At 62.3% G+C, this 20796-nt stretch carries 16 protein-coding genes and 1 tRNA gene; 6 read left to right on the top strand and 11 right to left on the bottom strand.

The window, feature by feature from the left end; translation table 11 throughout:
* Positions 1 to 302: 302 nt before the first annotated feature.
* Together JO015_01650 and JO015_01645 are read left to right on the top strand one after the other, a co-directional pair.
* Positions 303 to 377 (top strand) — tRNA-Val (locus tag JO015_01650).
* A 19-nt stretch (positions 378 to 396) separates the two neighbouring features.
* Positions 397 to 942, top strand: a complete 546-nt coding sequence (locus JO015_01645; GenBank protein ID MBV9997794.1) for a peptidoglycan-binding protein — start codon at positions 397 to 399, stop codon at positions 940 to 942.
* Here the strand turns inward: JO015_01645 and JO015_01640 are convergent.
* The 6 genes from JO015_01640 to nusA form a co-directional block, all read right to left on the bottom strand.
* Positions 870 to 1829, bottom strand: coding sequence for a bifunctional riboflavin kinase/FAD synthetase (locus tag JO015_01640; GenBank protein ID MBV9997793.1), 960 nt, complete (start codon positions 1827 to 1829; stop codon positions 870 to 872). The genes JO015_01645 and JO015_01640 overlap by 73 nt on opposite strands.
* A gap of 37 nt (positions 1830 to 1866) precedes the next feature.
* Entirely contained in the window at positions 1867 to 2589 is a 723-nt protein-coding gene (gene truB, locus JO015_01635; protein ID MBV9997792.1) for a tRNA pseudouridine(55) synthase TruB, read from the bottom strand.
* The gene (locus JO015_01630) at positions 2567 to 3526 is read right to left on the bottom strand and encodes a bifunctional oligoribonuclease/PAP phosphatase NrnA (protein ID MBV9997791.1); all 960 of its coding nucleotides are present in this window, start codon (positions 3524 to 3526) and stop codon (positions 2567 to 2569) included. The genes truB and JO015_01630 overlap by 23 nt, the downstream gene beginning before the upstream one ends.
* Positions 3527 to 3537: 11 nt before the next feature.
* On the bottom strand, positions 3538 to 3900 hold the full coding sequence (rbfA, locus tag JO015_01625; protein ID MBV9997790.1) for a 30S ribosome-binding factor RbfA: 363 nt from the start codon (positions 3898 to 3900) through the stop codon (positions 3538 to 3540).
* A gap of 83 nt (positions 3901 to 3983) precedes the next feature.
* Positions 3984 to 6281 carry a translation initiation factor IF-2 gene (infB, locus tag JO015_01620; GenBank protein MBV9997789.1) on the bottom strand — a complete coding sequence of 766 codons (2298 nt, stop codon included), beginning with the start codon at positions 6279 to 6281 and terminating at the stop codon, positions 3984 to 3986.
* Positions 6282 to 6319: 38 nt separating this feature from the next.
* The gene (nusA, locus tag JO015_01615; GenBank protein ID MBV9997788.1) at positions 6320 to 7582 is read right to left on the bottom strand and encodes a transcription termination/antitermination protein NusA; all 1263 of its coding nucleotides are present in this window, start codon (positions 7580 to 7582) and stop codon (positions 6320 to 6322) included.
* A gap of 184 nt (positions 7583 to 7766) precedes the next feature.
* On the opposite strand from nusA, the gene JO015_01610 reads away from it, so the two are divergent.
* Positions 7767 to 8504, top strand: coding sequence for an HAD-IA family hydrolase (locus tag JO015_01610; protein MBV9997787.1), 738 nt, complete (start codon positions 7767 to 7769; stop codon positions 8502 to 8504).
* Between the two features lie 61 nt (positions 8505 to 8565).
* On the opposite strand, the gene JO015_01605 is transcribed toward JO015_01610, so the two are convergent.
* On the bottom strand, positions 8566 to 8886 hold the full coding sequence (locus JO015_01605) for a hypothetical protein (GenBank protein ID MBV9997786.1): 321 nt from the start codon (positions 8884 to 8886) through the stop codon (positions 8566 to 8568).
* Between the two features lie 1154 nt (positions 8887 to 10040).
* Between JO015_01605 and rnhA the strand changes: the two genes are divergently transcribed.
* From rnhA to JO015_01590, 3 genes are all read left to right on the top strand, one after another.
* Positions 10041 to 10529, top strand: coding sequence for a ribonuclease HI (gene rnhA / locus JO015_01600; GenBank protein ID MBV9997785.1), 489 nt, complete (start codon positions 10041 to 10043; stop codon positions 10527 to 10529).
* A gap of 157 nt (positions 10530 to 10686) precedes the next feature.
* A complete protein-coding gene (locus JO015_01595; GenBank protein ID MBV9997784.1) occupies positions 10687 to 11028 on the top strand; it encodes a hypothetical protein in 342 nt (113 codons plus the stop codon).
* A gap of 53 nt (positions 11029 to 11081) precedes the next feature.
* Positions 11082 to 12185, top strand: coding sequence for a galactitol-1-phosphate 5-dehydrogenase (locus JO015_01590; protein ID MBV9997783.1), 1104 nt, complete (start codon positions 11082 to 11084; stop codon positions 12183 to 12185).
* 84 nt (positions 12186 to 12269) lie between these two features.
* Here the strand turns inward: JO015_01590 and JO015_01585 are convergent, their stop codons facing one another.
* From JO015_01585 to JO015_01570, 4 genes are all read right to left on the bottom strand, one after another.
* Positions 12270 to 14408, bottom strand: a complete 2139-nt coding sequence (locus JO015_01585; protein MBV9997782.1) for a DEAD/DEAH box helicase — start codon at positions 14406 to 14408, stop codon at positions 12270 to 12272.
* Positions 14402 to 15730 carry a BREX system ATP-binding protein BrxD gene (gene brxD, locus JO015_01580; GenBank protein ID MBV9997781.1) on the bottom strand — a complete coding sequence of 443 codons (1329 nt, stop codon included), beginning with the start codon at positions 15728 to 15730 and terminating at the stop codon, positions 14402 to 14404. Before brxD ends, JO015_01585 begins: the two co-directional genes overlap by 7 nt.
* Positions 15731 to 16218: 488 nt before the next feature.
* Positions 16219 to 18948, bottom strand: coding sequence for a BREX-2 system phosphatase PglZ (pglZ, locus tag JO015_01575; protein ID MBV9997780.1), 2730 nt, complete (start codon positions 18946 to 18948; stop codon positions 16219 to 16221).
* Between the two features lie 18 nt (positions 18949 to 18966).
* On the bottom strand, positions 18967 to 20796 hold a 1830-nt coding region (locus JO015_01570), incomplete at its 5' end, for a hypothetical protein (protein ID MBV9997779.1).

Here is a 20796-nt window from a genome sequence, read left to right as displayed (position 1 = left end):
AGGGTACGGTTACCGGTGCAATCGCGAGGCGGCAGTAGCCGCCGGGCGGCTGCACCGATGGGCATCTAAACGAAACCTCATCGCTTTCGATGCGGATTGGTACGGAGAGCAAACCCTGTGCCAGCAATTCGCAACGCGCCCGGAGGAACGCGTCCCCCTGTATCCGGTGAAAAGCCCCTAGTTCTGACGGCGCATAATGGATAAAAGTCACCAAAATGTCTCGTTTTGTACAAACCCCGGCCCGGGTTGACCTGAGCGGGAAAGGGCGTTATTTAGGTGGCTCGACTGGAATCAGAGTCGGAGCACGGTTAGCTTAGCGGTAGAGCGACTGGTTTACACCCAGTAGGTCGGGGGTTCGATTCCCTCACCGTGCACCAGTCGCCGGAAGGGAGTTTTATGATTCGTACGTTTCTTCTGCTGGCGGCCGTGACGTTAGCCTGCAGAGCGGGATCGGAGGCCCAAACCGCGAATCCGGGCCCCGTTCGCATCCAGGTACCGCGCGTGAATGTCAGGCCGGTCTTACCGGCGAACAACTACGTTTACCAGTACCCAAACGGCTACGTGCCTTACACGCCGTTGATTACCGTGCGCCGGGCACCCATTCCGGGAACACCGGCACCGGGCGAGACCCGGAACTTGTCCAATGATCCCGACCCGGCGGACCACTTGAACGGGTTGCTGCTCAGCCGTATCCCGCGGGCCCGGTCCAACCAGCTTAATTTCCCGGCCCGGTCAGACGTGCGGTACGGCAACCGCCTGGTTGCGAACGTGCAGCAAGACCTGCGCCGGCTGGGGTATTACGCCGGGGCGGTGGACGGGAGTTCTGGTCCGGAGACCGAGGAGGCAATCCGGCGCTACCAGGTCGCTCATCACCAGCCGGTTACCGGCCTTTTGGATAGCGGCATGCTGTCGCAGTTGGGAGTCGTCACGCGATCCCGGTAGACGGCCCTGGCGCGGATGACGTCCCTTTCGATTTGTTTCACCAGATCGGTGAGGCTGTTGAACTTTTGCTCGGGACGAAGGAAGACGAGGAACTCGACTTCCACGTCTTCACCGTATATCTGGCGATCAAAATCGAAAAGGTGCAACTCGAGGAGGCGTTCGCCCGGCCGTTCCAGGGTCGGCCGGAGGCCGATGTTGACGACGCCCCCGTACTCCTGGCCCGCGTACCGGGCCCGAGCGGCATAGACGCCGTCCGGCGGAAATTGCTCATTGTGAGCACGGAGGTTAGCGGTAGGAAACCCGAGTTGCCGTCCGAGCTGATTGCCTTCCGCCACCGTGCCCAGGATGGTGAATGGCCGCCCGAGGAGCCGCCCGGCAAGCGCCAGATCTCCGCGCTGCACGACGGCGCGGATGATGGTGCTGCTGACTGCCTGGCCGTCAACGGCGACGGCGGGCACCTCGGTCAAGGTAAAGCCATGCGCGCGGGCAAGGGAATCCAGGGTGGAAATGTTTCCGGACCGGTTAGCGCCGAAGGTCCAGCCCTTGCCCACGCAGATTTGCCGTAACGGTCTGGCGCTTTCCACCAGCACGCGGACGAATTCCTCGGGCCGGGTTTGTGAGAAGCCGAGCGTAAATTCCTGGATCAGCAGCGCCTGGACACCGAGCGTACCGATCAACTGCTCTTTATGCCGCGTCGAAGTCAGCAGCCGCGGGGCGGCCTCCGGTCTCAGCACCCGCATCGGATGGGGATGAAACGTGAGCACCACGGCGGAGCCGGCGCTCTGGCGCGCAGCCTGGGTCGCAGCGGCGATGACTGCCTGATGCCCCAGGTGAATCCCGTCAAAAACGCCGATAGCGAGGTGAACCGGGCCCGGTACCTTCGCCAAATCTGGGATTCGGTGGAGGATCTGCATCCGAAAAACTCTATGCCCCACGCCTGCGTGAGACGTCCGGCAAAGACAAGATTTTAGTGCCCAGGTACTCCGGGGAGCCGGACTTGAGCTCATCCAGCGTGGTGGCGCGGTCCACCGAGAACCGGCCGGACTTGGTGCGGCGCAACGCCCTCAGGTGCGCCCCGCAGCCTAGTTCTTCCCCGATGTCGTGCGCATAGGTCCGGACATAAAATCCTTTGCTGCAGATGACGCGGAAGTCGATGTCCGGGAGGCCTACCGCCTGAATTTCGTGTGCATAGACGTGGACGAACCGCGGATCGCGGGCCACCACTTTGCCTTCCCGGGCCAGCTTATAAAGCGGCACCCCATCCTTTTTTACAGCCGACACCATGGGCGGCAATTGGTAAAAGTCCCCGTGAAACTTGGCAAAGGCGGCCCGGAGGCTATTCTCATTTACGTGCGAGTAATCGCGGGTTTCGAGCACTTCGCCGTCCCGGTCCTGGCTTGAGGTGGTCTCACCCAACCGCATCGTGCCGACGTACTCTTTGTCCTCGCTCATGAGCAGGTCCTGGATCTTGGTGCCCCGGCCGATCACGACGAGGAGAAGCCCGGTGGCAAAAGGGTCTAAAGTTCCGCAATGGCCGACCTTTTGCGTCCCGAGCCGCTGCCGGACGATGGCAACGACGTCGTGGCTGGTCATGCCCGGGGCCTTGTCGACCAGGAGAACACCGTCAAGAGCGTTGGCTAATTTCACGACTGATCCTTTGTAAAACGCGATCCACAACCTGTCCCAGTTCGCCTCGGATTCGAGCGCCTGCGGCGAGCCGGTGGCCGCCGCCGCCGTACTCACGGCAGACGCTGCCCACATCAATCTCCGGGTTTTTTGAGCGGATGCTGACCCGAATCCGTTCGTCTGGCAACTCCTCAAAGAATGCGGCGGCCTGCACCGTGTCCACGGACCGGATCGCGTCGATCAGGCCATCCACGTCCTCGGAGAGAATGCCCAGGCGCGCCTTGGTCGCGTTGTCCAGGATGAAAGCCGCCGTTTGCCCGTCAAATCGGGCATGGGTAAGGAGTTCGCCCAGCAACACCGCGCGCCGGCGCGGATAGCTTTCATAAAGGGAGCGGCAGATGGTTGCGGCGTCGACGCCGCGACGGAGCAGATCCGCAGCGATTTCATAGCTTCGTGCGGTAGTGTTTGGGTAACGAAATGAGCCGGTGTCAGTTGAGACGGCAACATACAATGCGGCGCCGCTGGCCACCGGGAACGGCAGTCCCTGGCCGGTAAGCAGGTCGTAAACGATTTCACCGGTGGCGGCAGCCGCAGCCTCGATAAAGTTGAGATCGCCGTAACCGGGATTGCTCGCGTGGTGATCGATATTTATCCACTGCTTCGCCGCGGTCACTGCGTCCGGGCAGCGTCCGAGCCGCTCTTTCGAGGCCGTATCCAGGCAAACCACGACATCAAAACTTTCCGGATCCTCCGGCGGCCTCACGACGAGTTCGCTTCCCTCCAGAAACCGGAGGTTACTCGGGCAGCCGTCCTCATTCCAGGCAGAGACGCTCTTATCCAAGGCGGCCAGTGATAACGCCAGCGCAATCTGCGACCCGATCGCATCGCCGTCCGGCCGCACGTGGCTTAGCAAAAGGATCCGCTCAGCCGGGAGCAGGGCATCACGGATCGTTTCCAATGTTGAACCCATCAGCCCTGGCCGTTTACGTCCTGCTGTTCATCAAGGTCTTGGATGATCTCAAGGACGCGGTTGCCGCGCTCGATGCTGTCATCGAGCTGAAAATGCAGGTGCGGGGTATACTTCAGGACAACGCGTTTGGATAAGGCGGCCTGGAGGGGCGTCCGGTGATTTTCCAGATCGGTGATCACCTGGCGTTTATCTTCGGCACCGCCGATGACGCTCACGTACACGTGACATTGCCTCAGATCGGGGGTAATGCTGACTGCCGGGATGGTAACGAGCGCCTTTGAGCTGAGCAACACCTCGCGTGAAACCAAGTCGCTCAACTCGCGCCTGATAACTTCATTTACCCTCTCTAACCGATGTTTCATATGCCTCCGTTTGTCTCGCTGTTTTACGAGACAATGCGACCCTTGGCAGACGTGGCCCGCCAAGGGTCCGATCTCTTTGCCGATCAAAGTTGCTGCGCGATCTTCTCGAGGTTGTAGCACTCGATCACATCGCCGACTTCGTACTCCGAGTAGTCACCCAGCTTGATGCCGCATTCAACCCCGGCACGCACTTCCTTCACGTCATCCTGGAAGCGGCGCAGCGTGGCGATGCCGCCATCGTAGATGGGCTGGCGACGGCGCAGAACCCGGGCCCGGCCGTTCCGGACGATCCGGCCGTCGGTAACGTAGCAACCTGCAACGGTACCCTTCGACAGGTCGAAGACCTGCCTGACTTCGGCATGTCCAAGCACCGACTCCCGCACTTCCGGATCGAGCATGCCGACCATGGCTTCCTTCACCTGGTCAATGAGTTCGTAGATGATGCTGAACAGCTTGATCTGAACGCCTTCGCGCTTGGCTGCCGCCGCCGCCTGGTTCTCCGTCTTGACGTTGAAGCCCACGATGACCGCGTTCGAGGCCGTGGCCAGCAGGACGTCAGATTCGGTGATGGGCCCAATGCCGGTGTGGATAATCTCCAGGTCGATCTTCTTGCTTTCGATCTGGTTCAGGGAGGCACTGATGGCCTCCGCGGAACCTTGAACGTCGCATTTCAGGATCAACTGGAGCACCTTGTGACCGTCGTTCAAGCTGTCGAACAGGCTCTCGAGCGTGGCCCGCTGCGGCATCGCGAGTTTCTGGGTCCGTTGATCGGCCAGCCGCTCTTCGCTGAGGGCGCGCGCGGCACGTTCGGACTCCATCACGAGAAATTCGTCTCCTGCATTCGGCAGGCCGGTAAACCCGAGTACTTTAACGGGAGTTGAAGGGGAGGCCGACTTGGTGTTCTTGCCGTTGTCATCGATCAACGATTTGACCTTGCCCCAGAAGTTTCCGCAGATAAAGGCCTGGCCGACTTTCAAGGTGCCCATTCGCACGATGACCGTAGCCGTAGGCCCGCGTCCGGCTTCCAGCTGCGCTTCGATCACGGTCGCGCGCGGCGGTACGTCGGGACTGGCTTTCAATTCCATGATCTCGGCCTGCAGCAACAGCATCTCAAGCAGGTGATCGATGCCGATGCCCTTGGTGGCGGACACGGGACAACAGATCGTTTCACCGCCCCAATCTTCCGGCGTTAATCCTCGCTCCTGAAGCTGTGCCTTGACCCGGTCGACATTGGCCGAGGACAGGTCGATTTTGTTGATGGCGACGATGATCGACACTTTGGCCGCCCGGGCGTGGTTGATCGCTTCGATCGTCTGCGGCATCAAACCGTCATCGGCAGCCACCACCAACACCACAATGTCGGTTACGTTGGCGCCGCGGGCGCGCATCGCCGTGAACGCCTCGTGGCCCGGGGTATCAAGAAACGTGATCCGCTGGCCGTTATGCACGACGCTGTACGCGCCGATGTGCTGGGTGATGCCGCCCGCTTCCCCGGCGGCGACCCGGGTCTTCCGGATCGCGTCCATGAGCGACGTCTTGCCATGGTCAACGTGTCCCATGAATGTGATGATGGGCGCGCGCGGGTGCAGTTCTTCGGCCTTCTGGATTACCGGCGGGGGCGGTTCTTCAACCACGGCTTCCACCTTGTGAACGCCGGCGCCTTTCTCACGTTTTTCGACTTCGAAAACGTAACCGTGCTTGCGGCAGATCGCCGCCGCCACGTCGGGTTCAACCGTGTGGTTGATCGCCGCAAAAATGTTCATCTCCATCAGGTCGTGGATGAGCTGGAACGGCTTCAACCCGATCTGTTGAGCCAGTTCGCGCACGATGATCGGCGGCTTGATGTGAATAACCTTTTCCCCTTCCGGGCTGCTGGCCGGCGGCAGCGGTGCCGCCGCCGGGGGCGGCTCCGGAGCCGCTGCGGCCGGGGCGGGAACCGGTTCCGGCGCTTTCGGGGCAGGAGGTTGCGGGACGCGGATTCGCGAGATGGGTGGAAGAACCGACGGCCGTGTCGTTCCCGTTGCGCCGGTGCCGCCGGTGCCTTTCCGATCCGGCTTTTCGTCGATCAACGAGACCGACTCGGGACGCAGGGGTGGCGTGGTTGGGGTTGAAGCCGGGCTCGAGGCCGCTGGCGCTGGCGCGGGCGTCGCGGGGGGAGCCGCCGGCTTTGGTTCCGGCGCGTGTTCCCGGGGAACCCGGATCTTGCTGATGGGAGGAACACCACTCCGCGCCGGCCTGGACTCGGCCGGGGGCGTTTTTTTCTTGGGCGAGATGAGGTCGGTGGCCACCGTACGCTCGGCCGGTTTCGATGGAACGGGAGCTTCGGGCTTGTTCTTAGTGGTACTGGATTCTTTTCTGGAACTGGTAGCGCGTGTGGCCATGAATGGGTTCTTGTAAGATGTTCATCGCTCCATCTCGTTTAGATGGACGCCATATTTCGGTCGTGTTCTTTGCGCGCAGCCTGGTGGATATGACGCGCGCGGTCGAGGTCGACACTCAGGATGCCGGCGATGTCTTCGGGGTCCACCTCGAGCACGCCTTCGATGCTATTCACCCCGGCCCGGGCAAGGGCGCGGGCAGTTTCTTCGTCCACTTCGAGGGCTTTAGCAAGCGTCGTAATCGCCTGGTTGATCTTAAGTTCAAACGCGTGGCTGGCCGATTCGTCTTTGGAAATGTTGATTTCCCAGCCGGTCAGTCGCGACGTCAAACGCGCATTCTGGCCGCGCCGCCCGATCGCCAGCGAGAGTTGATCTTCGTCAACCGTCACCTGGATGGCGTGCCGCTGATCGTCGACCGTGATCGATTTGATTTTTGCCGGCTTCAGCGCCTCCATCACGAATTCGCGCGGGTCGGCGCCCCAGCGGATGATGTCGACCTTTTCCTGGTTCAATTCGCGGACGATGTTCTTGACCCGCGAGCCGCGCATACCGACGCAGGCCCCCACTGGATCCACTTTCTCGTCCGATGACCATACCGCGATCTTCGTACGGTAACCCGCTTCGCGCGCGATCGCTTTGATCTCCACGGTCCGGTCGGCGATCTCGCTGACCTCCACCTCAAAAAGGCGGCGCACAAAATTGGGGTGGCTGCGCGAAATGATGATTTCAGGGCCGCGATTGGAGAATTCCACGGCCACCACGTACGCGCGAATACGGTCCCCGATGCTGTAATCCTCGGTGGCAACCCGTTCGCGGGCGGGCATGATCGCCTCAAATTTACCCAGGTCAACGATGACGTCGGAACGTTCGAAACGCCGCACGGTGCCGCTGACGATTTCGCCGGCCCGATCCTTGAATTCCTCGTAAATCAACTCGCGCTCAGCCTGGCGGATGCTCTGCAGAATCGCCTGCCGGGCCGTCTGGGCGGCAATGCGGCCAAAGCCTTCCGGCGTGACTTCCACCTCGATCTCATCGCCGATCTGTGCGTTCGGTTTGACCTTCCGGGCGCGCGCCAGGCCAATCTCATCGTGGACACTTTTGACTTCGTTCACCACGATTAGATTTGCCAGAGCCGTAATCTCGCCCGACCGTGGGTTGATGGTGATCCTCAGATCACGTGCCGGACCGACGCTCTTCTTTGCGGCTGTGAGCAAGGCACGAGACAACGCCTCAAGCAACACTTCGCGCTTGATACCTTTCTCCCGTTCCATGTAGTCCAACACCGCCAGAAGATCGCTGTTCATAAACAATAAGGGACCGATCAAACCCAATTACTTCTGTACAACCCGAAGCAATCTGGCCAGACTCGGTCGAGTCGCTCAACTTAAAACTGAATGGAAGGAGCGTCAAGCCAGCCGGCGAGGACTGATGACCGGTTATTCCCTCCGGTCATGCGGCTGCGGACGCCGGCTCCGGCGGTCTGAACCAATGCAGTTTTCAGTTGTCACCTTCGACGCGGTGGGAACCCTCATCGAACTGACCCGTCCCCCGGGAACCATCTACAGCGAGGTGGCCGGCGAATTCGGCCAGGACTGGGACGCCGGCCGGGTCCAGCAGGCATTTCGCCGTGCCTGGAAGGAAACGCCGCCGCCTGCCGATCTGGCGGGTCCTCGCCCGGATGACGACCGGCTGTGGTGGCGCCGGTTGGTGGTGCGCACCCTCGCCGTTGCGGGGTATTCTCTGCCGGAGTTCGACACCTATTTTGAGCGCGTTTACCGCCGTTTTGAGCAGCCGGGAATCTGGCGTGCCCGAGCGGGTGCGAACGACACGTTGCAGGTGCTTCACGGCGCCGGATTGCGCCTGGGTGTGCTCTCCAATTTTGACGGCCGCTTGCACGCGGTGCTGCGCACGCTGGAACTCGCACCGTACTTTGAACACGTGATCGTCTCAAGCGAGGTCGGCGCCAACAAGCCGTCGCCCCTGATCTTCCAGGCGGCACTGGCCCGCTTCGGCGTGCCGGCCGCCCGGATGCTGCACGTCGGCGATGACCCGGACCTCGACGAGAAAGGGGCCGCCGCGCTGGGCATCACCACGTTTCTGGTCAGGGAGCCTGAGCACGGGCTCGGCCGCATTCCGCGAACGCTCGACCTGCCGGCATCACCTGCGCCACCTTCTTCTTCGTCGGCGGCGCACGGCTGGCCCGGCGTCGGCGCCGGGGAGGCGTGAGATCCCGGGCTGCGGGTGGCGCTCTTCAGAGTTCCGGTACCCGCCACCCACCCAGACGGATTTACCGGGATAACCGCCAGAACCTTTTCCCGTCGGGAGAGGTCGCCTGCGGATTCGGAAGATCGCCGGTCTCAGACATCGGAAACGCCTCAAACTCCGTTAAATGTCGGCCGAAGGGAGAAATGACCAGCTGGTTGATGATTTCAAGATCCGCATCATCGATCAATTCACGGAAGAGGGCGTCCTCCTCGGCGTGCTTACGGTCGGGCCTGGTCCTGAGTTCCTCAACGGCCGTCTTCGGAATGGCGACGAGGACGCTTCCGAGCAGGGCACGCGTATCAGGTGCGAGAAGGTGGGCTTTACGGTAAATGAACTCGCTCATGTTTTTTCTGTATTTCTTATGATCGTCTATAATGTGGGCCCGGGAATGTTTCAGTCGGTTTTTTACATTGGCGATTCCGAAGCAATGGGCGGTGTAACCGTCCAAAGGCCACAGTCCGAGCCTGCCCGTGCGGCGCTCAGATCTGCCGCCCGGTTCGCGTGCGGTCCGCTGGGACGCGGTCAGGCGGATTCGATGTTGGATCGCGCTGAAAAGGCTGAGCCTCCTCCCAAGTCGTCACGCGCATCCTGAAGGAGAAGGTCCTTGCCCATCGGCGGTCCACACCTCAACGCGGGTTGGGGAGCACCAAATCCTCGCCCAAAAGGTTAGAGTCCGACCCCGTGTTCTCGCGAATCAAGTCGTCCAGTTCTTCCATGCGCACGCGGGCCGTCACCCGATCGGTGCGGAGTTTCTTCGTTCAGCGCCGGCCACCTCCTCACCCAGTTCCTGGGGAGGATTGTACGAACCCTCCAGGCGGTAAAGGGGCGGATAATCCTTAGGTAATGGAGCCTCGCACAGGCGCTCCAGCTCTAAGTAATCCGCAGCCAGTGCCCTATTAGACCGTATGAATGGTCTAGGCCCGACGGGTCGGCAGACGGTTTGATGGCCTGAAGGGCCAAAGGAACTTAGCCCAGGGTTTCACCCTGGGAAGGCGGTTCCCCTCTGATCCGGCCCTGAAGGGGCGGTAGAAAGCGTTGCCGACGGGTTCTGCCGCCCCTTCAGCAAATCCAACCCGGCGGGGCGGGCGTTTGTCAAGGTGGGCGTACGGACGTGACGCCTTAGGAGGGCTCGATCGTGATTTGACGGTTACCCAGGGTAAACCCTGGGCTATGTTCCTTTGGCCCTTCAGGCCATCAAACCGTCTCCCGGCCCGTTGGGCCTAAGACCGATTCAACTAGCTACGGGGCATCATCCGGCGCCGACATCCTGGCGACATTACTGTCTGAATGGTAGATGGTAGAACACGGCACGCCCCGGAATGTCCCGGTCCATCAGCTCGGGGGGGCGGACTTAACGACCGGCAGGATGTCAGGCTGAACTCGTCTCTCCCGCTTTTCCGGGAGCGGATGGCGCACTCCGGGTGCTATGACCATGAATGAGGCACAGGAGCGAGAATCCCTCGCCTTCGAGCGCGGGGGAATGTCAAATGAAGCGGCGTGAAACGAGTAACCATATACACGGATGGTGCGTGCCAGGGCAACCCAGGGCCCGGTGGATATGGCGTGGTGCTCATTTATGGAAACGCTCGCAAAGAGCTAAGCGCCGGATACCGCTGCACAACCAACAACCGAATGGAGCTGACTGCCTTAACAAAGGCTCTGCAAGCCCTGAGAGAGCCGTGTCAGGTGGAGATCATTTCCGATTCCAGATATTTGCTGGATGCCCTTACGCAAGGATGGATGGCTAAATGGAAAAGAAACGGTTGGAGGACGGTGACAAAACAACCCGTCCGTAACCGGGATCTCTGGGAGGAACTTGACCGTCTTCTGGCTCGACACGAGACATGCCACCGGTGGGTGAAAGGTCATGCGGCCACGGCCGAAAATAACCGTTGCGATGCACTTGCCGTGGCTGCATGCCGGGCGAGCGCCTTATTGGTTGACGAGCCGTATGAGGCCGAGACCGCGTCTCCGAGTCCGGATTGACGAATGGTCCCAACCGCAATTCCTTAAGAAAAAAGGGGCCGGGCAGATGACCAAACCATTCTGGAAAGGTGATGACGGGTATTCGCGCAAGGAAACCCCAGCTTGTGCAGAGCGCTCGGCCGGCCGGCACCCTCTCCTGGCATCGAGGTGAACCGCCATGATCGCGAAAGGAGGTTTCACTTACCGGCGATTTGAGGTTTTGGAGGTCGTGTCTGCAGGCCAGAGTCAATCCTCCGGCGATTTCATCCTGGGCGTTCCTGAAGGGCGATACCCGGAGTTTGATCAAGCGACCCCGCGAGACTGGCAGTCCTGGCAAACCATGCTTCGAGAGATCCTCACGACGGACGATCAAAAGAGGCTCGGCGACGAACTCGGCCGGGGTCTCACCGCAGCGACGCAGTTTGGGCTCTTGCCGGTTTCGGATCACGCAGAGCTCATCGAAATGCAGCCCACATTTGAAGGGGATGGGCGAAAACGGTTTTGGGTTCGCCGGTATTAGCGCCCGGTCGTGCCGGCAGGATGAACGAGAGAGCGAGCGCCTGAGGAGAAGCTATGAAGAATGAGACCATGCAAGCGCTGGTGTGGATAGGGCCGCGCCGCATGATGGAGCGGGCCGAACCGATGCCGGCGCCGGCACCGGGTGAGGTGCTGATCTCGGTCGGAGCCGTCGGCATCTGCGGCTCGGAACTGAGCGGCTTCCTGGGCCATAACAGCCTGCGAGTACCGCCGCTGATCATGGGACACGAAGGCGCCGGACGGGTTGTGCAGGCGGCAGGGGAAACCTTTGCGACCGGTGACCTGGCCGCGGCCGGCGCCCGGGTGACGTTCAACCCGCTGATCGTCTGTGGCGCCTGCGATCGGTGCCTGGCGGGCCGCTCAAACCTCTGCCGCCAGCGCCGACTGGTCGGCGCGCATCGTCCCGGTGCATTTGCACAGTACGTTGCCGTGCCGGCACGCCAGTGTTACCCCTTGCCCGAGCGCCTGTCCCTGGTGGCAGGGTCGCTGGCGGAGCCACTCGCGTGCTCGGTCCGCGCCGTCGCCCTGGCCGGCGTACAGCCGCACCAGCGCCTGCTGATCCTTGGCGCCGGCCCGATCGGGCTATGCACCCTCGCCGTCGCTCGCGCCCGGGGCGTCGAGCAGATCATTATCAGTGATGTGGCGCCGCAGCGGTTGAAGGTTGCGCTGCGCTGGGGCGCGCGTGACGCGATCAACGCGCGCGAGCAGGACGTCGCGGCTTTCGTCCAGGAGCGCTACCCCGGTGGCGTCGATTGCGTGATTGATGCGGTGGGCGCCACGCCCGTGCGCGCGCAAGCGATTCGCTCAGTGCTGCCGGGCGGGCGCGTCGTGCTGATCGGCCTGCACGACGAGGAATCGGTGCTGCCTGCCAACTACCTCATCCGTCAGGAGATCGCCATTACCGGCAGCTTTGCCTACACAGAGACCGACTTTACCCAGGCGATCGGTTTGCTGGTGCGTGGCGTCGTGCGGCCGAGCTCCGACTGGCTGGAAGAACGCCCGCTGAGCGATGGCCCGTCCGCGTTTGCTGAGCTGGTCGACGGCAAGGCCAGGGCCGCCAAAATCGTTCTGACCATGGACGCACCCGTGAATGGACCGGACGCCAGTTCCGCGTTCTCCCCGAAAAGAGAAAATCCATGACCTCCCCCCCGCAACGAATCAGCAACTCCGAAGCAGGACACAATCCTGCGCACTTGCTCGGAAAAAGCGGGAAGAACTTGCGAATTACGAATCGGTCTTGGACTGAGCCCTGATTTCTTCGGCACAATCGTGAGGAATTCCAAACGCCTGGGCCAAGCCCCTCAGCTCAGCCCGGCCATAAACGGCCCGTTTGGCGAGTGCCGGAGGCAGGCACGCGGAAAACTTGAGTTGATCGAGAAGCTCCTGCGACCCGGGTAGTCGCTCGATGAGATTCGGAGCGCCGAGAAGCTCTTCGACCGTAGTCCGAATGGCAGTCACGTCGGTACTGGCGGGAAACGAGATCTCGAAGTCATCCCAGGCCAACTCCTGTTTTAGTTCCCTTTCCAACACGCTGCCCAGAATCTCGTTCAGCGCGTTTCCGGCAAAGGTGCTCCACCGGATCCGGCTTTCGGCAGCGTCATGGTAAATTCGACCGGCTTCGCCGGCGACTTGATGGAACTGCTCCTTTTGGTTGGCCATTTCCGTTTTGGCCCGCGCGGACCAGCGGGTTGATTCGCCGGATGCCAACACCAGTTGGCGTATGCGCTGGGCGATAACGAAGGTAAGACCGCGCCGGACGCCACGCCATCGGACTTTGCCGCGCCCTTCGCTTGGTGTCACAAAGACGCGCCGCTTTTTCCAGTCGATTTCCAGCAGGTCCCAGCTCCGCCCGGCGAGAATCACGGGATGCCTCCGGCTGCCGTCGTTGGAAGCGAGCGCCAGCCAGTCCAGGGTCCCGATCGGGTGGTTGCCATGCAGGACCTCAAAGTCAGGCGAGGAAGTAAACACCGACATCAGTTCCAGAAAATGCCGCCGGCCGAAGCGCTTTTCGCCTTCCTCGCCCATTGCAAGCCAGACCCCGTCAAAGCCGAGGATCCCCGTCCTGATAAGGTGGCCCAGAATCGCCTCGCGTTCCTCGTTTCCCATTTCTCGAAAAACCGGCAGGCGTCCGATGCCGGGTTGCCAGCCGTCACGCGCAAGGCCGCGATGCTGGAGCGAAAGGGCGAGAAGTTGCTGGGCAAAAAGGTGGAAAGGCTCGCGCGGCGAATAAATCGGCTCGACGAAACCCTCCTCCCAAAGCGAAATCAGGGCTGCGGCGTGCAGCAGGGCCGCGGGATTCGTGGCCAGGAAAAGGCAGTTTCGCACCGTGCCCTCGCGCCGCCCGGTTCGCCCGAGCCGCTGAAGGAACGAGGCGACGGTCGCGGGTGCATCGATCTGGATCACCCGGTCGAGATCACCGACGTCAATCCCGAGTTCCAGCGTGCTTGTGGCGACGATGACGCAATTCTCGCCTTCGGCAAAGGCCCGTTCCGCTTCCCGGCGCCGCTCCAGGCTGAGCGAACTGTGGGAGACAAACGCGCTGACCCCCTGCGCCTTGAGGTGAACGGCCAGTTCCTCGACGCGCCGCCGGCTGTCGCAGAACACCAGCCGCTTCCGGCCGCGGTGCAGCCTGGAGATCACCAGGGCGGCGTTTTCCAGGTTGCCGGTGTAGTCCAGCAAAACGTCCGCTTGCGCGGTTCCTCCGGACTCTGCTACCACCCCTTTACGGCCGGCACAATGTCCGGCCAGCCAGTCGAGCAGTCCCTCGGGATTACCCACGGTCGCCGAGAGGCCGATCCGCTGGAGTTCCCTGCCGGCGAGGGCGGAGATGCGTTCCACAACTGCCCGCAGGTGAATGCCCCGGTCGTCGCCGGCAAACGCGTGAATCTCGTCCACGATCACGACTCGAACGTCCTTGAGCAACGTCCTTGGCCCCTGCCGCGACGAGATGAGCATCACCTCCAGGGACTCAGGCGTGGTCATCAGGCAGGCGGGGGGCTCGGATTCGATCCGGCGCCGTTCGCCCGGCGCAGTGTCACCGTGCCACAGGCAAACCCGGTGACCCACCATCCCGAAGTAGACTCCCAGCCTCGGGTGCAGGTTGTTCAGCAAGGCTTTGAGCGGGCAGAGGTACAGGATGGACGTGCCCGCCCAGCCTTCCGTAAGAAGGCGCGACAGCACCGGCAGCACCGCAGCCTCCGTCTTGCCGCCTGCGGTCGGGGCGAGCACCAGGAGGTGGGCGCCTCCCAGGATCGGTTCGGCCGCTCGCTCCTGCAAGGGGCGCAGGGCTCGCCAGCCCAGGGTATTGACCAAATGATGCCGCAGCAGCGGGTGAAAACGCTCCGAGGGGGGTGGGTTCACCATCGCAGCGGGATGTCATCAACGGAAGCCGCGCCGAGGGCCGCCCGTTCCGCGTCGTTCAGTTCCAAGCCGTCAATGACCGGTTTGTAGTGTTGCCTCGGGTCAAAATCCTCAAACTGCTCCACACGATCCAGGACATCGGCCACCAGTTTCTTGAGAAACAAACGCGGGGCGAGCCCGACCTTGCCTCCCAGTCCCCCGCAGATCCCGCCCGCGAGGGTAGCGATCAAGCCGTCATCAACGATGGTAAGAACGCGCGCCTGCCGGGGGCTGCCGGCCGCAAAGATGTCCCGGACCTTTCTGCCCACCTCCAGAAGAGATTGATTGTTAAAGGGCAGGAGTCTGATCTGAGGGGCCCGGGGGTTATCAAACCTGCCTTCGGGATCGAAGTCCGTGTGCAACCGTTGCGCCAGCGGGGGTAGTTTTTTGGCGCCTTGCGGGCCGTCGAAGAAGGACGGGGTTCCCGTGATAAGAAGGAACAGACCCGGGAACCGGCCGCTGTCCACCTCGTCGATGAGCTGCCTGAGCGCGTTGAGGGCTTTTTCACGCACGTCGGAACGCACCCGCTGGAGCGTTTCAATTTCGTCGAGAACCAGGATCAGGCCCGGGTAAGCCGAATCTTTCAGGACCCGCAGAAATCCCTGCAGGAAACCCAGGGCCGCAAAATGATCCACTTCGCCCCTGACGTTGGCCTTGCCCTTGATGCTGCCTGAGACGTTCGGCTGCCCCGACAGCCACGACAGCAAGCCCTCGGCCGTGGGAAGGTCACCATCCACCAGCGCCTTCCGGTACGCCCGGAGCACGCTGGCGAACTGTGGCCGCACCCTGGCCACCTCGCCGAGCCGTTTCTCCATTAGCTCGGAGGTCTTCGACAGCAGTTCCGACTGGTTCAGTTCCTCACCCGAATGGGCGGCGATCAATTCTTCTTCCAACGTGAAAAACCAGCCATCAATCACTTGGCGAAATGCGCCGAGATCGGTTCCCGGCACGCTTAAACGTTCCATCATGCGGCGGTAAACAGTCTCGAGCCGGTGAAGCGGCGTTTCGGTTTCGGAAATCTGCACTTCGGAGCACGCGAAACCCCGAGCTTTAGCCCGCTCCTGCAGCCAGCGCGAAAAAAAGGTCTTACCGCAACCGTAATCGCCTCGGACGGCCTTGAAGGCGGTGCCGCCGGTTGCGACGTGATCGAGCAACTCGTCCACCGTAGGGACAAAACGCTCGAGGCCCACAGCCAGTTCGCCAAGCCCTTTGCTGGGTACCGTGCCGCGCCGCAAGGCTTCAAGCAGCTCCGTGCGTTTGCGGGCGGATAGGGGAGGGGCGTTCATGGTGTCGATCACACGGCGGGCACGGCGGGTTTGGCGGGCACAACGTAAGAGTTCACACGGCGAACACGGCGGAACACGGCGACCACGGCGGGAAGAGGGGGAAAGGGTTCGGAGTTTGGAGTTCGGGGTTTGGAGTTCGGGGTTCGGAGTTCGGAGCGGCAGAGAATGACACAAATGCCACAAGCGGAAAAATGCCACAAATGGGGGAGGTGTCGGGTGCCGGGTATCGGGTGTCGAGTGCCGGGTAAATAAATAGAAGCCAAATAACCTATACCTCCGCCGTGGTCGCCGGGTGAACTCAGTGTTGTGCCCGCCAAAGGCCGTCCCTTTAATCTGTGTCAATCTGTGTAATCTGTGGATGTTTTTTCTTTTCTGCGTTCTTCTGCGTGTTCTGCGGATTCCTTTTCCCTTCTCGCCGTGGTCGCTGTGGCGCTCCGTGTTCGCCGTGTGAACCTCCGTCGCCGTGCCCGCCCCCTCGCCGTGTGACGTTAATCCGGAAGCTCGAACTGTCTGGCCAGCAGCTTGCGATCGACCCGGACGGTTTGAGAAGCACGGTCCTCCTCAAGGACGGGGTAACCGTCCACGTTGAACAGGCGCCCGAGTAACGAGAGCAGTCCGGGCAACCGGAACGGCGGCAATCGTAGATCGGCCGCCAAGGTAGTGAATAACACGGCGTTGCCGTGTTTTTCCATTACGGTCAGGAAGGACACTACCTGGTCCTCCTTGGGGGTGAGTTTACCCATCGATTGCGCCTGTTGCTTGAAGACCGGCGAATCCAGGAGGCGCTTCAACCACGGCGCAGGCACACCGGATTCGCTTCCAGGCCCTGGGGCGGCACCGCCAAACAGCGGCAGGTCGGCCAGTTGGGCCTCCTGCCGGGCGGGCTTCGGTTTCGTGCGCCGTGACGACGTTTTCGGCAACGGACCGGTGCTCTCGCCGAGGTACTCCCTCCATCGCCACCACACAGGCGCAAAAGGCTCGGGAGGCAGCCACCCATCCAGGGCGTCGGTTCGGGCCTCCAGCACCGCCAGAGGAATCACCATCTCGAGGTCGGAAGCGCCCCCGTGGTAACCCCCTTTCTTGCTTGCGTAACGGACAGTCTCCTCACAGGCCGCAATTAGAGCCTCTTCGCCCGTGGCCGCCTTGATGCGTTCGCCTTGAATGAACAGTTCTCCCGGACCGGCCGGTCTGTCGCCGCCATCCCGGTACCGGTCGCCCCCGCCGGAGGATTCTGTCGTCTTCACCGTTTGGTTAAGGTCCGGGATATGGCCGTGATCGCTCGTCAGCACGATCGCACGGCCGGCCTGCGTCGCCGCTTCCAGCGCCGGCCCTAAGAACCGGATCTTATCAATGCGCCACTCGACTTCCAGTTGATCTCCCGCGCTCAACTGGTCGTCGACCACGTTCAACAACACCCCAACGACCCGTTGTGAGGGGGAAGCAATGGCCTTGCGCACCGGCTCGGCCAAAAACGATTCTCCCGGGCCGGCGAGATCCGCCTTCAAGAATAATTGGGGCTTGCCTTTGCCGGCCGGGCCGGCCAGCGCCGGGTGCTCGCGAAAAGCGACCTGCTCGCCCCGTTTATCCGAGCCATCCAGCTTGCCCGAAAACAGGGCTTGCCGGGAAATGTTCGTGACCGAGGGCAACGCAGCCAGTACGGGCCTCGCCAACGGTTCCTGTTCACTGCCGCTGGCGGCCGGCAGCCACCCGCGCCGGGCGAAGTCTTCGAGCATCTCGCAAAAAACCGGCCCGCTCATACCGTCCAGGACGAGGAGCAGCACGGGGCGCTCTTTGGCCAGGGGCGCCACGACCTGCTCCACCACGCGCTCCACCGTGAGAAGGTTTTCGGCGCCGGCGCCACCGCCCTCCTCGTTCCAGGCGGCGAGAAGGGTTCCGAAGTGCCGCTGCTGTTCCCGGCGGATCGTTGCCGCCTGTTTGGCGATGTTGTGATAGACCTGAGACAGCTCGTGATCTGCAGCGTCGCCTCCGAACAGCGCGAAGCGCGCCCGGTCCACGAACGACAGCTCGCGCAGGTAACCGTCCATCGCGTCCTCCAACGAGCGGGGGACGTTCGGTTCGCGGTCGTGTTGTTTGAGCCAGAGGGCCAAACGGCCCGCCATCTCGGCCCGCGGGAGACGTTTCTTATGGTTAGGATCCGCTGACAGCGCATGGTTTTGGAGCGCCTGGTAGCAGGCCCCGAGTGCGGCGCCGGCTTGCCCGGCCTTGCGCCGGCCGTAGCGCTGGAGCGTCTCCGCGAATGCCTTGGTCCGCTCCGCAAAGCCCAAGGCGGAGAAATCGGAATCAATGGCCAACGATTCGACCTTCAGCGCCTTGAGCAGCTGGTCGAGCCGCCGGGCCAGGTCGGCCCGTTGGAACGACGATAATTCGTTGAATTCTTTGACGATCGCCGCCGCGGCCAAGTGCCAGGCCATCGCGGGGCCCGCACCGATTTTCTGTTTTCCGAGGTAATCTTCGATGCGGACGCGTCCCTCCAGCCGGGCCTCTTCGTGGCGGCCGCCATCCTGGAAAAGGACTCCCAGGGCAAGGCCGATGGGCACCAGCGTTTCCGCGTGGCCGCCGGATTCCGCGGCGTCGATGAAATGCGTTGCTTCACCGGCCCGCTCCGCCACCCAGGCGAAAAACGCTTTACGGAGCTCCGGTTCCAAGCCGCGCACCTCAAGCCATTGGGCTTCATCGAGGGACCAGCGCAGCAAGGTCGTGAGGTCCGGCCGGCGATGAACGAGCTCAGGGTTTCCCAACAGGACGCTCCACGCCAGGTCCATGTCCAGAATGCCGGCCGGGGAGGTGACCCCGCCCCGTCCCGCGGCAGCCGCCACCAAGGCCTCGACCAGTTTGGGATTGGCCAGGATGCGAGGGTCGATCGAGGCGGCCTGGAAAAGTTCGCGCAAGCTTTGGCGGGTATCCACCGACAACAGCCGCTCTTTGGTCAACCTGGCGAGCAGGTCTTCGCCGAGATGCTCGTGGCCGACCCGGAACAGCAGCACCAAGCCATCATCGCCGGACCGGCGGGCCAGCAGTTCCCGGGCTTCGAGGTCGGAGCGGCATTCCGCCACTTCATAGGCCCGGCCATCCACCTCGAGCCGCCGGTTGCCGCGGAATTCCTGGTCGGTCCGGATGCCGAAAGGGGCACCGTCGAGGTTCTTTTTGCGCCAGTTGCGGATTTGAGCGGCGAGTTGCTTGTCGGTCAGAACGGCCATGTGGTTTGCGGTCAGCCTTTAGTTTTCCCGGCCCGGATCGGTGCTCAGCCGGCAGTCGATTCCGTAACCGGGAATCCGAAATTGTCCGGTGCCGGAATCTATCTCGGCATCGCCGGCCCCAGCCAGCAGCGCGGCCAGGTTTTGGGTTACGACTACCGGGCCCAATTTTCCACCGGCATGAACGTCCCGAACCTGGACGACCGCGAGCAGCTTCTCTCTCACGCCGATGGGAACCCACCCGGGCACGTCGTCTCCCTCGACCTGGCTCCGGCCCCACCGGGAGATGAGGCCGGCCCGCTTTTCCGTCACTTGCGGCACGGGCTCGGTGACGCCCGGCCCGGGACCATCTTCATTCCTCTTCGGCTCTTTCTGCACCAACGAGCTCAGCAGCCTGATGGCCTCGCGGTTAATCGTGTCGAAGGCAGAACCGAAAGGCACGGCGTATTCGTTGTGCCGGAACGCTTCGAAAAGGTCATCGCGTAACCGCCGTCCTTCTTCCCCGGCCTTGCCCTCGAGCCTCGACACGGAGTTTACGGCGGTCAGGTCAGCGCCCTTGACCTTATCTGCGACGTTGCCGGCTTTCTTCAGGCTGGTGCCGATCGCGGCGAGGGCCGCCTGCAAGTCGAGGCGAGCGATCGCTTCGATCAACGCGGCGTCACTCCGGTCTCGGATCGACAACGCCAGTTTGACTCCTTCCTGTGCCGTCACCAGCCGCTCGAAGGCCTGGCCGGTGCACCCGAAGTCGGCAGCCCGCTGTTCCAGGGCCGCCTTAAGTTTCGGAGCCGTTTCCTGAAGCTTGAGCCGTTCAACCTCAGCCTTAACCGTTTCGCTGAAGCGCGCCACGTTCTGGCCGCTCATGAAGGAGGGTAGCCCGGCGACACCCAGGGCGGTGTGCACGATCTCGACCGCCCGCTCCCAATCCGGTTCCGCCGGCAACGCCTGCTGAGTGAGGGCGCATTCATCGGGCCACTTGCCGCCTGGTTCCGGGGTGAACGGGCCGCCGTGAAGGGTGAACGAGCGGTTGGTCTGCTGTGCAAAGGAAAGGATCACCAGGTCCTGCAACAACGGGGGCAAGCCCATCGGCTCCGATTCATCCATCCAGCGGCGCAGGTCCTGCACCCGGATCCTGTCGAGGCCTTCACCTTTCGCGGCGGCTCGCTGGAAGTGGTCTTTCCACCGTTCCCCCATCACAAAATGGTCTTCGCCCATCTCCCCGAGTTTCAGGGGATTGGCGATCTGCCTCACGAGGGCGCGATCCGCCTTCTCCACGCGGAGTCGCCGCTCCTTGGTGCGCAGGGTGCCGGTGACAACCTCCAGGACTTTCTGCACGGCTCCCTTGGTAATCTTCAGCTCCTTGTCAAACTCCGGGTGCCCCGGGTACTGGCTCGCCAAGGCCTGATGCAGCAGGTCAACCAATGCGCGAGAGAGGTGCGTCTCACCGGGCACGTTCAGCTCCAGGCCCGGGCTAAGCGACTGAAAATGTTCTTCACCGCCGATCGATTGCATGCCGTCCAGCACGCCGCCGGGATCATTTTGAAGACCGTAGGCGACGTTAAGGTAAGTGATCAGGCGCTGTCCCAGGGCGTCGCGCTGGTTGGTCAGAATGGAGCGCGCCGACTCCCGGTCGACCTGGGAAAGGTCGCGCACGTAATCCGCAAAACGGTTCTGAGAAAGAATGTGGTCCAGCCGCACCAGTTGGCCGAGGTCCTTCTGCGCCTGCGAGCCTAACAGAGACGGGAGCCAGACGAGGGTGCGCGCGCTGCCCCGGTCGGTCCGGAATCCTTCCAGCCTGGCCAGGCCGTCCTTGGGTCCGCGGTTTTCCCGGTCAATCGGGTAGCCCACCACCAA

The organism is Verrucomicrobiota bacterium (assembly GCA_019247695.1).
Taxonomy (GTDB): Bacteria; Verrucomicrobiota; Verrucomicrobiia; order Chthoniobacterales; family JAFAMB01; genus JAFBAP01.
The sequence above is the reverse complement of the archived record's forward strand: the minus strand, read 5'-3'. Positions and strand labels throughout refer to the sequence as shown.

Coding starts and splice junctions, on each gene's coding strand:
- JO015_01645 (MBV9997794.1), top strand. CDS start 397: ATGATTCGTACGTTTCTTCTGCTGGCGGCCGTGACGTTAGCCTGCAGA.
- rbfA (MBV9997790.1), bottom strand. CDS start 3,900: ATGAAACATCGGTTAGAGAGGGTAAATGAAGTTATCAGGCGCGAGTTG.
- infB (MBV9997789.1), bottom strand. CDS start 6,281: ATGGCCACACGCGCTACCAGTTCCAGAAAAGAATCCAGTACCACTAAG.
- nusA (MBV9997788.1), bottom strand. CDS start 7,582: ATGAACAGCGATCTTCTGGCGGTGTTGGACTACATGGAACGGGAGAAA.
- JO015_01610 (MBV9997787.1), top strand. CDS start 7,767: ATGCAGTTTTCAGTTGTCACCTTCGACGCGGTGGGAACCCTCATCGAA.
- JO015_01605 (MBV9997786.1), bottom strand. CDS start 8,886: ATGAGCGAGTTCATTTACCGTAAAGCCCACCTTCTCGCACCTGATACG.
- JO015_01595 (MBV9997784.1), top strand. CDS start 10,687: ATGATCGCGAAAGGAGGTTTCACTTACCGGCGATTTGAGGTTTTGGAG.
- JO015_01590 (MBV9997783.1), top strand. CDS start 11,082: ATGAAGAATGAGACCATGCAAGCGCTGGTGTGGATAGGGCCGCGCCGC.
- JO015_01585 (MBV9997782.1), bottom strand. CDS start 14,408: ATGGTGAACCCACCCCCCTCGGAGCGTTTTCACCCGCTGCTGCGGCAT.
- brxD (MBV9997781.1), bottom strand. CDS start 15,730: ATGAACGCCCCTCCCCTATCCGCCCGCAAACGCACGGAGCTGCTTGAA.
- pglZ (MBV9997780.1), bottom strand. CDS start 18,948: ATGGCCGTTCTGACCGACAAGCAACTCGCCGCTCAAATCCGCAACTGG.